Raw genomic sequence first — 15,678 nt, 5'->3', positions numbered from 1 at the left:
GGCACCGCGCCTCCCGTCCATTGTGGGTCGCGCCTAGATCGCGAACCCGAGGGCGCGCATCATCTCGCGTCCGTCGTCGGTGATCCGTTCCGGACCCCACGGCGGCATCCAGACCCAGTTGATCCGGAAGGCGTCCACGATGCCGTCCAGGGCGTTCGCGGTGTCTCCCTCGATGACGTCGGTCAGGGGGCAGCCGGCGCTGGTGAGCGTCATGCTGATGACGAGGGCGTTGGCGTCGTCGTCCCAGGCGAGGTCGTAGATCAGGCCGAGGTCGACGATGTTCACGCCGAGCTCCGGGTCCTGGACCTCCTTCAGGCCCTCGACGACCTCGTCGAACTTGTCGGGAGCGAGCGCGGCGATCATCAGGCCTGCGCCTCGGCGGCCGCGACGGCCTGCACGTAGCGGTCGTAGCCCTCGTTCTCGAGGCGGTCGGCCAGCTCGGGGCCGCCCTGCTCCGCGATCTTGCCGGCGACGAACACGTGCACGAAGTCCGGCTTGATGTAGCGGAGGATGCGCGTGTAGTGCGTGATGAGCAGCACACCGAGGCCGGTCGCGGCCTTGGCACGGTTGACGCCCTCGGAGACGATCTTCAGCGCGTCGACGTCGAGGCCGGAGTCGGTCTCGTCGAGGACGGCGAACTTCGGCTTGAGGAGCTCGAGCTGCATGATCTCGTGGCGCTTCTTCTCGCCACCGGAGAAGCCCTCGTTGACGTTGCGCTCGGCGAACGACGAGTCCATCTTCAGGTCGGCCATCGACTGACGGAGTTCCTTGATCCAGCCGCGCAGGGCCGGGGCCTCACCGTCGATCGCCGTCTTGGCGGTGCGGAGGAAGTTCGACACCGTGACGCCGGGGATCTCGACCGGGTACTGCATCGCCAGGAACATGCCGGCACGGGCACGCTCGTCGACGCTCATCGCGAGGACGTCCTCGCCGTCGAGGGTGATCGTGCCACCGACGACGTTGTACCGGGGGTGGCCGGCGATCGTGTACGCCAGCGTGGACTTACCGGAGCCGTTCGGCCCCATGATCGCGTGGATCTCGCCCTCGTTGATGGTGAGGTCGACACCCTTCAGGATCTCCTTGGTGCCCTGGTCGGTGTCGATCGAGACCTTGAGGTCACGGATTTCCAGAGTGGACATTGCGTTCCTTCGGTTGCAGCTGTGGTGCGGCGTCAGCCGCGGGAAGTGTTGGGGTGCTCAGTCGACCGGGACGACGTCCTGGACGTCGACGTAGACGTCGCCGTCGCGGACCTCGACCCGGAAGACCGGGACGGGCTCGTAGGCCGGGAAGTTCTGCGGCTTGCCGGTGGTCAGCGAGAAGCGGGACCCGTGGGCCCAGCACTCCAGCGAGTCACCCTCGACGAAGCCCTCGGCCAGCGAGATGTCGCCGTGCGTGCAGGTGTCGCCGATGGCGTGGACCGTGCCGGACGAGTCCTTCACGATCGCGACCGCCGTGCCACCGACGACCACCCGCATCGGGCTGTCCACCGCGATGTCGGCTTCGGCGCAGACCTTCTCGGCCATCAGGCGTTGGCCTGCGGAGCGGCGGTCTGCGGTGCGGGTGCCTGCGGCGCGGCGGCCGGCTCGGCGCCGGACTCGGCCGGTGCCGCGATGACCGAACGGCCCTCGGCGAGTTCCTGCTCGACCGCGGCGATGAGGCGTTCCTCGAGCTCGGGCGCACCGATCTTCTGGATCACCTCGACCAGGAAGCCGAGCACGACGAGACGCCGCGCTTCTTCTTCCGGGACTCCGCGGGACTGCAGGTAGAACAGCTGCTCGTCGTCGAAGCGACCGGTGGCACTCGCGTGACCGGCACCCTCGATGTTGCCCGTCTCGATCTCGAGGTTCGGGATGCTGTCGGCACGGGTGCCGTCCGTCAGCACGAGGTTGCGGTTCTGCTCGTACGAGTCGGTCCCGTCACCGGCGCGACCGATCAGGACGTCACCGATCCAGACGGTGTGCGCGCCCTGGCCCTGCAGCGCACCCTTGTAGTTGACCCGACCGCGCGTGTTCGGCGCGTCGTGGTTCACGTAGACCTGCTGCTCGATGTACTGGCCGGCGTCGGCGAAGTACACGCCGTACATCTCGGTGTCGGCACCCTGCGCACCGAGGTGCGTCGAGGGGTTGACCCGGATGACGTCGCCGCCGAGCGAGACCACGACGTGCTTGAGGAAGGCATCGCGCCCGACCTCGGCGAAGTGCGTCGACACGTGCACCGCGTCGTCGTCCCAGTCCTGCAGGCTGACGACGGTCAGTCGTGCGTTCTGCTGCGCGACGATCTCGATGTTCTCGCTCAGCAGGGCGCTGCCGCGGTTGTCGAGCACGACGATGCCCTGCGCGTTCGGCTCGGCCGTGATGACCGTGTGCGCGGCGCGGGGCTGCGACCCGAAGTCGGAGCGGGTCACCGTGATGAACTCGTGCGCTTCGGTGGCCTTGATCGTGATCGCCAGGACCGCGTCACGGGCGCTCCAGGCCGCGGCCGCCGCGCGGTCTTCGGGCAGGCCGGCGGTGCCGACGCGGGGGTCGTCGCTGCGACCCCACTCGACGTCGGCGCCCTCGGACTGGCGGGCGAGGTACGGGTAGGCGGATCCGTCGAGCGGGCCGTCCAGCAGCGGCTGGAGCTTGGTCAGCGGCGCGAACTTCCAGTTGACCTCTCGGCCGGTGACCTTCGGGAACGCCTCGACGTCGCCGGACTGGAACCGCTCGGAGCGGGTCTGGACCGGCACCTTCTTGTCGGGGGCGTCCCAGCCGCCGTCGGAGTGGGCTCCGGCGCCGTGCTGGGTGCCGCCCTGCGCTGCGGCAGCGGGCTCGATCGGCTGGTCGATGTGGGGAGGGGTGGTGCTGGACATCTAGCCGACGGATCCTTCCATGCTCATCTCGATGAGCTTGTTGAGTTCGAGTGCGTACTCCATCGGGAGCTCGCGGGCGATCGGCTCGATGAAACCACGGACGATCATCGCCATCGCCTCGTCCTCGGCCATGCCGCGGGACATGAGGTAGAAGAGCTGCTCCTCGCTGACACGCGAGACCGTGGCCTCGTGCCCCAGCTGCACGTCGTCGACACGGATGTCGATCGCCGGGTACGTGTCGCTCCGGCTGATCGTGTCGACGAGCAGGGCGTCACAGCGCACGGTGTTGGCCGCGTGGTGCGCGCCCGGGTCGACCCGGACCTCGCCGCGGTACCCGGCACGACCGCCGCCACGGGCGATCGACTTGGAGACGATCGAGGACGTCGTGTACGGCGCCATGTGGATCATCTTCGCGCCGGCGTCCTGGTGCTGGCCGGGGCCCGCGAAGGCCACGGAGAGCGTCTCGCCCTTGGCGTGCTCCCCGGCGAGGTAGATCGACGGGTACTTCATCGTGACCTTGGAGCCGATGTTGCCGTCGATCCACTCCATCGTCGCGCCTTCGTGCGCGATCGCACGCTTCGTGACGAGGTTGTAGACGTTGTTCGACCAGTTCTGGATCGTCGTGTAGCGAACGCGGGCGTTCTTCTTCACGATGATCTCGACGACGGCCGAGTGCAGCGAGTCGGACTTGTAGATCGGAGCGGTGCAGCCCTCGATGTAGTGGACGTACGAGTCCTCGTCCGCGATGATCAGCGTCCGCTCGAACTGACCCATGTTCTCGGTGTTGATCCGGAAGTAGGCCTGCAGCGGGATCTCGACGTGGACGCCCTTGGGGACGTAGACGAACGACCCACCGGACCAGACGGCCGTGTTCAGCGCGGCGAACTTGTTGTCGCCGGCCGGGATCACGGTGCCGAAGTACTCCTCGAACAGCTCCGGGTGCTCACGGAGCGCCGTGTCGGTGTCCATGAAGATGACGCCCTGCTGCTCCAGGTCCTCGCGGATCTGGTGGTACACGACCTCGGACTCGTACTGCGCGGCGACGCCGGCGACCAGGCGCTGGCGCTCGGCCTCGGGGATGCCGAGCTTCTCGTAGGTCGCACGGATGTCCTCGGGGAGGTCTTCCCACGACTGCGCCTGCTTCTCGGTGGAGCGCACGAAGTACTTGATGTTGTCGAAGTCGATGCCCGTCAGGTCGGCACCCCACGTCGGCATCGGCTTGCGGCCGAAGAGCGACAGCCCCTTGAGGCGGTTCTTCAGCATCCACTCGGGCTCGTCCTTGAGGTTCGAGATGTCGGTGACGACCTCTTCCGAGATCCCACGACGGGCGGAGGACCCTGCCGAGTCGGAGTCGGACCAGCCGAACTCGTATTGGCCGAGCCCTTCGAGCTCGGGACGGTCGATGAGCACGTCGGACATGGTCTCCTCGTTTCCTTCTCGCGGGACAGCGTTACAGGTGTCAACCCGTGGCGTCTGGACGCCATTCCACCGTGGACCGCTGACATGCGGACCCGGTGCTGCTCCCTCGCAACGACTATGGTTCCACGCAGTCCGTGGAGTGATCGGCGATCTCGGCCCATTCGGAGCCGGCGCCTGCCTAGACTTGACTGCTGCTGAACCCTCGAATCCTACAGGTTCACTGCACGGAACAACAGGAAGGCACCACCCTCGTGACACGCGTCGGATCCCCCGTCGAGCAGGATCTCCGGACCGGACGGTGGTGGTCGCTCCCCCGTGCGGTCGACCGCCGCGTCGTCGCACTGGCCTGGGCGTCCTTCGTGGTCGAGGTCGTGCTGATCGGCACAGGCGGCCTGGTCCGCCTCACCGCGTCGGGCCTCGGATGCCCCACCTGGCCCAAGTGCACGGCGGATTCGCTGGTCTCCACGCCGGAGATGGGCGTCCACGGCATCATCGAGTTCGGCAACCGTCTGCTGACCTTCGTGCTCGTGATCGTGGCCGTCGCGATGTTCCTGGCGGTCGTCCGGATGCTCCGCACGCGGCCGGAACTGTTCTGGTTGGCGTTCGCTCAGGGCGTCGCGATCCCGGTGCAGGCCGTGATCGGCGGCATGAGCGTGTGGACGAACCTGAACCCCTTCGTGGTCGGACTGCACTTCGTCGTCTCCGCCGCGCTCACCTCGGTGACCGCTGCCCTGGTCTACCGCACCGTGCACGGCCCCCGCACGACCGAGCGGCTCGTCCCCGGCTGGTACACCGGCGTCGTCCGCGGCACCGTCGCCGCCGTCGTCGTGACCGTGCTCGTCGGCATCCTGACCACCGGCAGCGGCCCGCACGCCGGCGCTGACGAAGCCGTCGACGGCGGACGCCTGCACCGCACCGGGTTCGACCCCGCGGTCATGGAGCACGTGCACGCCTGGCCGGCGTACGCCCTCTTCGCGCTCACCCTGGTGCTCGTCATCGGAGCCGTCCGCCTGGGCCGGCCGAGCAAGTGGCCGTTGCTGCTGCTCGTCGTCGAGTTCCTGCAGATCGCGGTCGGCCTCACGCAGGCACGCACCGGTCTGCCCGTCGGGCTCGTCGGCACGCACATGGTGCTCGCCGGGCTCCTCGTGGGCGCCGTCACCGCCGTGGTGCTGTCCACGCGGGCATCGGCCGGTCGCGACGCCGTCCGGGAGCCCATCGTCGCCTGACGCCCGGGCGCGTCGCGCGCTCGACACCCGTTCTCCGACACCCCACGAGTCGTTCGACTCGTGGGGTGTCGCGTTTGTGGTGGTCGGCCGGACGCGCCGTCGGACCGAGTCCGCATTACGTGTGGTCCCCAGCCAGTCGCGTCCGCGCCGCGGCAGACGCGCCGCGCGCCGGACGGGAGGCCCGTGGCGGGCCCGCACCGCGCCTCCAGGCCGCCGCGTGCCGAGCACAGGACGCCGGTGTCCTGCCGAGACGCCGCCGAACGCGCGAGACGCCGCCGGATTCGGCGGCGTCTCGTCGGGGTGGCGGCGTCCTGCGGACACGACGGCGTCTTGCCAATACGACGGCGTCAACTGGACACGACGGCGTCCTGCGGACACGACGGCGTCAACCGGACACGACGGCGTCTTGCCAATACGACGGCGTCAACCGGACACGACGGCGTCCTGCGGACCGAGCACGCGCCTGCGGCGGCGCCGGCGCGACCGCCCTAGAAGGTGAAGACCTGCGGCAGCAGCGGGTCGATGCCCACCGCGATGAAGAGCAGCGTCAGGTACGTGATCGAGCTGTGGAAGACCCGCATCGGATGCACGTGCTCGACGTGCTGGATCGCCCGCGAGTACAGGCGGTGCGACTCGACGACGAACCAGATGCCACCGGCCAGCGCGACCACCGTGTACAGCGGACCCATGTGCCCGACGGGGATGAGCAGGAGCGAGCAGACGAGCGTCGCCCAGGCGTACAGGACGACCTGCAGGCCGACGACGGTCCGACCACGGACGACGGCGAGCATCGGCACGTCGGCGGCGTCGTAGTCGTCCCGGTACTTCATCGACAGCGGCCAGTAGTGCGGCGGCGTCCAGAGGAAGATCACCATGAACAGGATGACGGGGGTCCACGTCAGCGATCCGGTGACACCCGCCCAGCCGATGAGCACGGGCATGCAGCCGGCCGAGCCACCCCAGACGATGTTCTGCGGCGTGCGGCGTTTGAGCCACAGCGTGTAGACGAACACGTAGATCAGGATCGCGATGACGCTGAGCGCCGCCGCGAGCCAGTTCACCAGGAAGCCGAGCACCGCCGTCGACAGGACGCCGAGGATCCACGAGAACACGAGGGCTTCACGGTCGGAGAGTTCGCCGGTGACCAGCGGCCGGGTGCTCGTCCGCTTCATGAGCCGGTCGATGTCGCGGTCGATGTAGCAGTTAAAGGCCGACGCCGAACCGGCCGACATCGCTCCGCCGAGCATCGTCCAGAAGACGAGCCACAGGTCGGGGACGCCGCGCTCGGCGAGGAACATCGTCGGGGCCGTGGTGACGAGCAGCAGCTCCATCACGCGCGGCTTCGTCAACGAGACGTACGCACGGACCTTGCGGGACAGCGGCGATCGGGGTCGATCGGTGTCGGGCCGGGTCACGGTGGCAGTCGGCAAGGGAACCTCAGTCTGTTCGCATCAGCTCGCACACTCGGTGGACGACTGCGGCGGCGTCCGGGCATGCGCTGACCCGGAATGTCCACGGGTCCCGATCAGTTTACGGGATGGAAGCGCCGCAACGGTGCCCCGCTCCGACATCCCGGCGTGATCCGGACGCGTTCGACACGCCCGGATCGACCGTCGTCGGCCACCCCGGTGTGAACATCGGGGGTCACCTGAACCCCTTCTGAGTACCGGGTCACTATGCTGGACACGCCCTCCCGCAGTGCGCGCCCCGATGACGTCGGCCGCGATGAGCCGGTCGGCCGCCGCTAGACGGCGACACGACTCGGCCCCGGGATGGCCACATGTCCGTGCGATGGCACGAGCCCTCGCACATGTCGCATCAAGAAGGGTCAACATCCAAGTGGCTGAATTCACCTGGGACGCCATCGACCGGAAGGCCGTCGACACGGCCCGCGTTCTCGCCGCCGACTCGGTCGAGGCCGCCGGCAACGGTCACCCCGGCACCGCGATGAGCCTTGCTCCGCTCGCCCACCTGCTCTTCCAGAAGGTGATGCGTCGCGACCCCAGCGACGCCACCTGGATCGGCCGCGACCGCTTCATCCTCTCCGCCGGTCACGCCTCGATCCTCCAGTACGTGCAGTTCTACCTGCACGGCTACGGGCTCGAGCTCGAGGACCTGCAGCACCTGCGCAAGTGGGGCTCGAAGACCCCGGGTCACCCGGAGTACGGCCACACCGACGGTGTCGAGATCACCACGGGCCCGCTCGGCCAGGGCCTCGCGTCCTCGGTCGGCTTCGCCTACGCCCAGCGCTTCGAGCGCGGCCTGTTCGACCCGGAGACCCCGGCCGGTCAGTCGCCGTTCGACCACTTCACCTACGTGATCGCCGGCGACGGTGACATGCAGGAGGGCGTGACCAACGAAGCGGGCTCGCTCGCCGGTCGCCAGCAGCTCGGCAACCTCATCGCGTTCTACGACTCGAACCAGATCTCGATCGAGGACAACACCGACATCGCGTTCTCCGAGAGCGTCCCCGAGCGCTACGAGGCGCTCGGCTGGCACGTCCAGATCGTCGACTGGAAGAAGAACGGCGAGTACTCCGAGGACGCCGAGGAGCTCCACGCCGCGATCGAGGCCGCCAAGCAGGTCACCGACAAGCCGTCGCTCATCGTCCTCAAGACGATCATCGGCTGGCCGTCGCCGACCAAGCAGAACTCGGGCAAGATCCACGGTTCAGCGCTCGGCGCCGACGAGATCAAGGGCCTCAAGGAGATCCTCGGTTTCGACACCGACAAGACCTTCGAGGTCGCTCCCGAGGTCCTCGAGTACACCCGCGGCGCCGTCGCCAAGGGCCAGGCCGAGCACGCCGAGTGGCAGAAGTCCTTCGACGCGTGGGCCGCAGCCAACGCCGACAAGAAGGCACTGTTCGACCGCGTCCAGTCGAAGGAGCTCCCGGAGGGCCTCGAAGCAGCGCTCCCGGTCTTCCCGGCGGACAAGGCCGTCTCGACCCGTGCCGCTTCCGGCAAGGTCATCAACGCCATCGCGCCGCTGATGCCCGAGTTCTGGGGCGGTTCGGCCGACCTCGCCGAGTCGAACCTCACCACGATCGAGGGTGCCAAGTCCTTCGGTCCGGCCGAGGCCTCGACCTCGACGTGGAGCACCGACCCGTACGGCCGCGTGCTGCACTTCGGCATCCGCGAGCACGCCATGGGCTCGATCCTCAACGGCATCGTCCTGCACGGGAACACCCGCCCCTTCGGCGGCACGTTCCTCATCTTCAGCGACTACATGCGTCCGGCGGTCCGTCTCGCCGCGCTCATGCAGGCGCCGGCGATCTACGTCTGGACCCACGACTCCGTCGCCCTCGGCGAGGACGGCCCGACGCACCAGCCGATCGAGCAGGTCTCGTCGCTCCGTGCGATCCCGGGTCTCGACGTCGTCCGTCCGGCCGACGCCAACGAGGTCGCGTACGCGTGGCTCGAGATGCTCAAGCACACCGACCGCCCGGCCGGCATCGCGCTGAGCCGTCAGAACCTGCCGGTGTTCGAGCGTGGCGAAGGCGACGCCTCGGGCGAGGTCTTCGCTTCGGCGAAGAACGTCGCCAAGGGCGCCTACGTCCTGGCCGAGGCGCCCAACGGCACCCCGGACGTCATCCTCATCGCGACCGGTTCCGAGGTCCAGATCGCGGTCGAGGCTCGCGAGCAGCTCAAGGCCGAGGGCATCAACGCCCGCGTCGTGAGCGCCCCGTCGATCGAGTGGTTCCGCGCCCAGTCCGAGAACTACCAGGACCAGGTGCTCCCGAAGGACGTCACCGCTCGCGTGTCGGTCGAGGCCGGCATCGCCATGAGCTGGCGCGACATCGTCGGCGACAAGGGCCGCAGCGTCTCGATCGAGCACTTCGGTGCCTCGGCCGACTACCAGACGCTCTTCAAGGAGTTCGGCTTCACGACGGAGCACGTCGTGGCCGCCGCGAAGGAATCGATCGCAGCTTCCTGACCTGCAAGGGCCGGGTCCGGTTTCCGGATCCGGCCCTTCTTCCGGGAGGCCCGGCTCGGTTCCGCCACGGGCCTCCCGTCCCCGAAACCCCGACTCACGGTCCTCACGGACCCGTCGATGAAAGAAGAAGAGAAACACATGGCTGAGAACACCCCCACCGCCGCCCTCTCCGCGGTCGGCGTGAGCATCTGGCTCGACGACCTCTCCCGCGAGCTCCTCGAGACCGGCAAGCTCACCGAGCTCATCGAGCAGAAGAACGTCGTCGGTGTGACGACGAACCCGACGATCTTCGCGTCGGCCCTCGCCAAGGGCGAGCGCTACGACGCGCAGGTCAAGGAGCTCGCCGCTGCGGGCACCGACGTGACCGACGCGATCTTCGCGATCACCACGCAGGACGTCGCGAACGCATCCGACGTCTTCAAGCCGATCTACGACGAGACCAAGGGCTTCGACGGCCGCGTCTCGATCGAGGTCGAGCCGGGTCTGGCGCACGACACCGCCAAGACCATCGAGCAGGCCAAGTTCCTGTTCGAGAAGGTCGGCAAGGAGAACGTCCTCATCAAGATCCCGGCGACGCTCGAGGGTCTCGAGGCGATCACCGAGGTCATCGGCGCGGGCATCTCCGTCAACGTCACGCTGATCTTCTCGCTCGAGCGCTACCGCGCCGTCATCGACGCCTACCTCGGTGGGCTCGAGAAGGCCAAGGCCGCCGGCCACGACCTCTCCAAGATCCACTCGGTCGCGTCGTTCTTCGTGTCGCGCGTCGACTCCGAGATCGACAAGCGCCTGGACGCCGTCGGCACCGACGAGGCCAAGGCCCTGAAGTCGAAGGCCGGCATCGCCAACGCGCAGCTCGCCTACCAGGTCTGGACCGAGGCGTTCGCCTCCGAGCGCGCCCTGGGCCTGCTCGAGTCCGGTGCCAACACGCAGCGTCCGCTCTGGGCCTCGACCGGTGTCAAGGACCCGTCGCTCCCCGACACGCTCTACGTGACCGAGCTCGCCGCCCCGAACACCGTCAACACGATGCCGGGCAAGACGCTCGACGCCACGTTCGACCACGGTGAGATCCACGGCGACGCCATCGCCGGCACCTTCGACCAGGCGCAGCAGGTCCTCGACCAGCTCGCCGCGCAGGGTGTCGACTACGACGAGGTCGTCGCGCTGCTCGAGAAGGAGGGCGTGGACAAGTTCAACGTCTCCTGGGGCGAGCTCGTCGACACCGTCAAGGCAGCGCTCGAGGGCGCCAAGTAGTGACGGTTTCCATCGCAGCCAGCGGCGACGCCGCGCGGGCCATCGAACAGGTGGTCCCGCGGCTCGTCGCTGACCTGGTGGCCTCGGGCATCACCGCCCAGGACGCCGATCTGTGGGGAGCCACCGCCGAGGCCGAGGCGTCGAAGCGCCTCGGTTGGGTGGAGGCCGTCTCGGTCTCCCGCCCGCTCGTCGCCGAGGTGACCGCGCTGCGCGAGTCGCTCCGTGCCGAAGGGGTCGACCACGTCGTCCTCGCCGGCATGGGCGGCTCGTCGCTCGCACCCGAGGTCATCACGCGCACGGCCGGTGTCCCCCTCACGGTCCTCGACTCGACCGATCCCGCGCAGGTCCACGCCGCCGTGACGACCGACCTCGAGCGCACCGTGCTCGTCGTCTCGTCGAAGTCCGGTTCGACGCTCGAGACCGATTCGCAGCGCCGGGTCTACGAGCAGGCGTTCCGCGACGCCGGCATCGACCCGGCCGGCCGCATCGTCGTCGTCACCGACCCGGGCTCCGCGCTCGAGGCAGCCGCGACCGACGCCGGGTACCGCGTCTTCACTGCCGACCCCACCGTCGGCGGCCGCTACTCCGCGCTCACCGCCTTCGGCCTCGTGCCGTCCGGTCTCGCCGGAGCGGACATCGCCGAGCTCCTCGACGAAGCCGACGCCATCTCCGCGCTGCTCTCGGTCGACCTGGACGAGAACCCCGGGCTCGTGCTCGGTGCGGTCCTCGCCGGCACCGAGCCGCTGCGCGACAAGATCGCCATCGTGCCCGACGGCACGCACATCGTCGGTTTCGGCGACTGGGTCGAACAGCTGATCGCGGAGTCGACCGGCAAGGACGGCCGCGGCCTGCTGCCCGTCGTGCTGCACGCGGACTCCCCCGAGGTCACCGCCGGCCTGCCCGACGTCCAGGTCATCCGCCTGGTCGGTTCGCGCGAGGACGAGCGTCACGTGGCCGAGGGCGAGGTCGAGATCACCGGCACGCTCGGTGGCCAGATCCTCGTCTGGGAGTACGCCGTCGCGGTCGCCGGTCGCCTGCTCGGCATCAACCCGTTCGACCAGCCCGACGTCGAGGCCGCCAAGGTCGCGACGCGCGCACTGCTCGATGACCGCCCCGCCGCGGCTGAGCCGGCGTTCTCCGAGGACGGCATCGCCGTCCGCGCGACGCCCGGACTCGCCATCGGTGCGACGCTCTCGGAAGCCGTGTCGGGCCTGGTGTCCGCACTCGACCCGACCGGCTACGTGTCGGTGCAGGCGTACGTCGACCGCACCGCGAACAGCGGCCTCGAGTCGCTGCGCGACGCGATCGCGGCGCGCACGGAACGCCCCGTCACCTTCGGGTACGGCCCGCGGTTCCTGCACTCGACCGGCCAGTACCACAAGGGCGGCCCCGCAACGGGAGTGTTCCTGCAGATCGTGGCCGACGAAGCCGAGGACCTGGCGATCCCGGGTCGGCCGTTCACGTTCGGGCAGCTCCTCCAGGCCCAGGCGGCCGGTGACGCGAGTGTCCTCGCCGAACACGGCCGACCGGTCCTCACCCTCACCACGTCGGACGTCCTCGCCGCCACCGCGGCGATCGCGGCCGCCGTCTCCCCCTGACTCGTAAGGAGTTCACCGACTCATGTCACCGGTGGCAATCACCCCGGAGCACAACCCGCTCCGGCTGCCGACGGATCGTCGACTGAACCGGATCGCGGGACCGAGCACGCTCATCATCTTCGGTGTGACGGGCGACCTGTCACGCAAGAAGCTGATGCCCGCGGTCTACGACCTGGCCAACCGAGGGCTCCTGCCCCCGGGGTTCGCGCTCGTCGGGTTCGCTCGTCGCGACTGGGAGGACCAAGACTTCTCCCAGCTCGTGCACGACGCCGTCAAGGAGCACTCCCGCACCCCGTTCGACGAGGACGTCTGGCGTCAGCTCGAACAGGGCATCCGCTTCGTGCAGGGCTCGTTCGACGACCCCGAGGCGTTCCGCGAGCTCAAGCGCACCGTCGACGACCTCGACGCCGAGCGCGGGACGCTGGGCAACCACGCGTTCTACCTGTCCATCCCACCCAAGATGTTCCCGGTCGTCACCGAGCAGCTCAAGCTGTCCGGGCTGACCGAGAAGCGCGAGGGCTCCTGGAGCCGCGTGGTCGTCGAGAAGCCGTTCGGCTCCGACCTCCGCACCGCGCGCGAGCTCAACGCGATCGTCGAGAGCGTCTTCGCTCCCGACGACGTGTTCCGCATCGACCACTACCTCGGCAAGGAGACCGTCCAGAACCTCCTGACGCTCCGGTTCGCGAACCAGATGTACGAACCCATCTGGAACTCGAACTACGTCGACCACGTGCAGATCACGATGGCCGAGGACATCGGCGTCGCCGGACGAGCCGCGTACTACGACGGCATCGGCGCGGCGCGCGACGTCATCCAGAACCACCTGCTGCAGCTCCTCGCGCTCACCGCGATGGAGGAGCCCGTCTCGTTCAAGGCCGCGGACCTGCGCGCCGAGAAGGAGAAGGTGCTCTCCGCCGTGCGTCTGCCCGAGGACCTCTCCACCGCAACCGCCCGCGGGCAGTACGCCGGTGGGTGGCAGGGCGGCGAGAAGGTGCTCGGCTTCCTCGAGGAAGGCGGCATGGACCCCGAGTCCGGCACCGAGACCTACGCGGCGATCAAGCTCGACATCGCCACGCGTCGTTGGCAGGGCGTCCCGTTCTACCTGCGCGCCGGCAAGCGTCTCGGCCGTCGTGTGACCGAGATCGCGATCGTGTTCAAGCGCGTCCCCGAGGACGTCTACGGCAATTCGCAGTCCCCGCTCGGGCAGAACGCCCTGGTGATCCGCGTCCAGCCGGACGAGGGCGTCACGCTCCGCTTCGGATCGAAGGTCCCGGGCGTCGGCACCCAGGTGCGCGACGTGACGATGGACTTCGGCTACGGCCACGCGTTCACCGAAGCATCCCCCGAGGCGTACGAGCGACTCATCCTCGACGTGCTCCTCGGTGACCCGCCGCTGTTCCCGCGGCACCAGGAGGTCGAGCTGTCCTGGAAGATCCTCGACCCCATCGAGGAGTTCTGGGCCACGCAGGGCCAGCCCGAGCAGTACCGTCCCGGCACGTGGGGTCCGGCATCCGCCGATGCCCTGCTCGCCCGCGACGGTCGGACCTGGAGGCGTCCGTGAAGATCGACATGCCCGACACCACGGTGTCGAAGATCCAGAAGAAGCTCGTCCGCATCCGCGAAGAGGGCGGCGCCGTCGCCCTCGGCCGGGTGCTGACCCTCATCATCTCGACGGCCCTCGGCCACGAGGAAGAGGCGATCGAGGCGGCGAACGAAGCGTCCCGCGAGCACCCGATGCGCGTGATCATCGTCTCGAAGAACAGCGGTGACACGAAGTCCCCCGGGCGCCTCGACGCGCAGATCCGTGTCGGCAGCGACGCGGGTGCGAGCGAGGTCATCGTCCTCCGTGCGTACGGCGAGACCGCGACCGACGAGGAGAGCCTGGTCACCGGGCTCCTGCTGCCGGACGCACCCGTCGTGGCCTGGTGGCCGCAGACGGCTCCGGAGCAGCCCGCGGCGTCGGCCCTGGGCCGCATCGCGCAGCGCCGGATCACCGACGCTGCCGCGCAGAAGGACCCGAACGGTGCGATCGAGGCCCTCGGCGCGTCCTACGTGCCGGGTGACACCGACTTCGCCTGGACCCGTCTCACCCTGTGGCGGAACCAGCTCGCCGCGGCGCTCGACCAGCCGCCGTACGAGCCGATCGCCGCGGTCGAGGTCTCCGGAGCGTCCGACAGCCCGTCGACGATCCTGCTCGCCGCCTGGCTGCAGCTGCAGCTCCAGGTGCCGGTGTCCGTCGTCACGTCGCCCCGTGCGACGGGGTCGAGCGGTATCCACGGCGTGAAGCTCGTCCGCGAGTCCGGGACCATCGAGCTCGAGCGTTCCCTGGTGGACGTCGCCACGCTCTCGATGCCCGGGCAGCCGACGCACGACCTGTCGCTGCCACGCCGCAACCTGCGTGACTGCCTGGCCGAGGAACTCCGTAGACTCGACCCGGACGTCCTCTTCGGAGACGTCGTCAAGCACGGGGTGCCCCAGCTGCGCGAGACCATCGCCCGCTGATCCACACCCCACACGGTCGGGCCGTCTGTCTGGTGCAGGCGGCCCGACCGGACCGAAGGCGGTCGGACGACCGGTCGGCCGCCACGAACACGGGAGTCACGTGACCAACGAACGGCGGGTGCTCGTGCACCCCGACAAGCAGGCCCTCGGCGCTTCGGTCGCCGCACGCTTCATCACCAAGATCATCGACGTGCTCGACGAGCAGGAGCGTGCCGACATCGCGATCAGCGGTGGCTCGGTGTCGTCCCTCGTCCTCGCCGCGATCGGCCAGTCGCCGGCGCGCGAGAGCGTCGACTGGTCGAAGGTGCACGTCTGGTGGGTCGACGAGCGCTGGGTCCCGTCGGACGACGCCGACCGCAACACCACCGGCACGCAGACCGACTTCTTCGACCACGTGGACATCCCCGCGTCGAACATCCACCCGATGCCGGCCTCGGACGGCGGGCTCGACATCGAGGCCGCTGCGAGCCAGTACGAGCGTGAGCTGCAGGACGCCGCGCCCGAGGGTGCCGTTGCTCCGCGTTTCGACATCACCCTGCTGGGTGTCGGCCCGGACGGACACACCGCGTCGCTCTTCCCGGAGTTCCCGCAGCTCACCGTCACCGACCGCGCTGTCGTGTCGGTGGACGACTCCCCCAAGCCGCCGCCGCAGCGCTTGACCGTCACCTACCCGGTGATCAACGCCTCGCAGCGCGTCTGGGTCATCCTGTCCGGCGCCGAGAAGGCGTCGGTGCTGGGGCTCGCCCTCGCCGGCGCGTCGGTCGACGACGTCCCCGTCGGAGGCGTGCAGGGCCGCAAGCGCACCGTCTTCTTCGTCGACCAGGACGCCGCCCGCGACGTCCCCGAGAACCTGATCGCGTCGACGTACTAGACGCGCGTTCCTGACGGACAGGAGGCCCGG

13 protein-coding genes are annotated in these 15,678 nt (G+C 69.0%); 7 read left to right on the top strand and 6 right to left on the bottom strand.

The window, feature by feature from the left end; translation table 11 throughout:
• Positions 1-33: 33 nt before the first annotated feature.
• The 5 genes from H489_RS28915 to sufB are packed head-to-tail and all read right to left on the bottom strand — an operon-like array spanning position 34 to position 4,267.
• Positions 34-363 (bottom strand): metal-sulfur cluster assembly factor, encoded by a 330-nt coding sequence (locus H489_RS28915; protein WP_017887270.1) that lies wholly within the window; start codon positions 361-363, stop codon positions 34-36.
• Positions 363-1,139, bottom strand: coding sequence for a Fe-S cluster assembly ATPase SufC (gene sufC, locus H489_RS28910; RefSeq protein ID WP_017887269.1), 777 nt, complete (start codon positions 1,137-1,139; stop codon positions 363-365). The genes H489_RS28915 and sufC overlap by 1 nt, the downstream gene beginning before the upstream one ends.
• Before the next feature lie 57 nt (positions 1,140-1,196).
• Positions 1,197-1,523: a non-heme iron oxygenase ferredoxin subunit gene (locus H489_RS28905; protein WP_017887268.1), complete on the bottom strand. Its 327-nt coding sequence runs from the start codon at positions 1,521-1,523 to the stop codon at positions 1,197-1,199.
• Positions 1,523-2,848 (bottom strand): Fe-S cluster assembly protein SufD, encoded by a 1,326-nt coding sequence (gene sufD, locus H489_RS28900; RefSeq protein ID WP_017887267.1) that lies wholly within the window; start codon positions 2,846-2,848, stop codon positions 1,523-1,525. The genes H489_RS28905 and sufD overlap by 1 nt, the downstream gene beginning before the upstream one ends.
• On the bottom strand, positions 2,849-4,267 hold the full coding sequence (gene sufB / locus H489_RS28895) for a Fe-S cluster assembly protein SufB (protein WP_017887266.1): 1,419 nt from the start codon (positions 4,265-4,267) through the stop codon (positions 2,849-2,851).
• A gap of 251 nt (positions 4,268-4,518) precedes the next feature.
• On the opposite strand from sufB, the gene H489_RS28890 reads away from it, so the two are divergent.
• Positions 4,519-5,493, top strand: a complete 975-nt coding sequence (locus H489_RS28890) for a COX15/CtaA family protein (protein WP_017887265.1) — start codon at positions 4,519-4,521, stop codon at positions 5,491-5,493.
• Positions 5,494-5,981: 488 nt separating this feature from the next.
• Here H489_RS28890 and H489_RS28885 read toward each other — a convergent pair whose 3' ends face one another.
• Positions 5,982-6,908, bottom strand: coding sequence for a heme o synthase (locus H489_RS28885; RefSeq protein ID WP_017887264.1), 927 nt, complete (start codon positions 6,906-6,908; stop codon positions 5,982-5,984).
• A gap of 424 nt (positions 6,909-7,332) precedes the next feature.
• Between H489_RS28885 and tkt the strand changes: the two genes are divergently transcribed.
• The 6 genes from tkt (at position 7,333) to pgl (ending at position 15,648) form a co-directional block, all read left to right on the top strand.
• Positions 7,333-9,426, top strand: a complete 2,094-nt coding sequence (tkt, locus tag H489_RS28880; RefSeq protein WP_017887263.1) for a transketolase — start codon at positions 7,333-7,335, stop codon at positions 9,424-9,426.
• Positions 9,427-9,564: 138 nt separating this feature from the next.
• Positions 9,565-10,677: a transaldolase gene (tal, locus tag H489_RS28875; RefSeq protein WP_017887262.1), complete on the top strand. Its 1,113-nt coding sequence runs from the start codon at positions 9,565-9,567 to the stop codon at positions 10,675-10,677.
• The gene (locus H489_RS28870) at positions 10,677-12,275 is read left to right on the top strand and encodes a hypothetical protein (RefSeq protein ID WP_017887261.1); all 1,599 of its coding nucleotides are present in this window, start codon (positions 10,677-10,679) and stop codon (positions 12,273-12,275) included. Before tal ends, H489_RS28870 begins: the two co-directional genes overlap by 1 nt.
• Positions 12,276-12,297: 22 nt before the next feature.
• The gene (gene zwf / locus H489_RS28865; RefSeq protein ID WP_017887260.1) at positions 12,298-13,836 is read left to right on the top strand and encodes a glucose-6-phosphate dehydrogenase; all 1,539 of its coding nucleotides are present in this window, start codon (positions 12,298-12,300) and stop codon (positions 13,834-13,836) included.
• Positions 13,833-14,777 carry a glucose-6-phosphate dehydrogenase assembly protein OpcA gene (locus tag H489_RS28860; protein WP_017887259.1) on the top strand — a complete coding sequence of 315 codons (945 nt, stop codon included), beginning with the start codon at positions 13,833-13,835 and terminating at the stop codon, positions 14,775-14,777. The genes zwf and H489_RS28860 overlap by 4 nt, the downstream gene beginning before the upstream one ends.
• A gap of 100 nt (positions 14,778-14,877) precedes the next feature.
• Positions 14,878-15,648 carry a 6-phosphogluconolactonase gene (gene pgl / locus H489_RS28855; protein WP_017887258.1) on the top strand — a complete coding sequence of 257 codons (771 nt, stop codon included), beginning with the start codon at positions 14,878-14,880 and terminating at the stop codon, positions 15,646-15,648.
• The last annotated feature ends 30 nt before the right edge of the window (positions 15,649-15,678 follow it).

This window comes from Curtobacterium flaccumfaciens UCD-AKU, assembly GCF_000349565.1.
In the GTDB taxonomy this organism is placed as follows: Bacteria; Actinomycetota; Actinomycetes; order Actinomycetales; family Microbacteriaceae; genus Curtobacterium; species Curtobacterium poinsettiae.
This window is presented reverse-complemented; position numbering and strand designations above follow the sequence as displayed.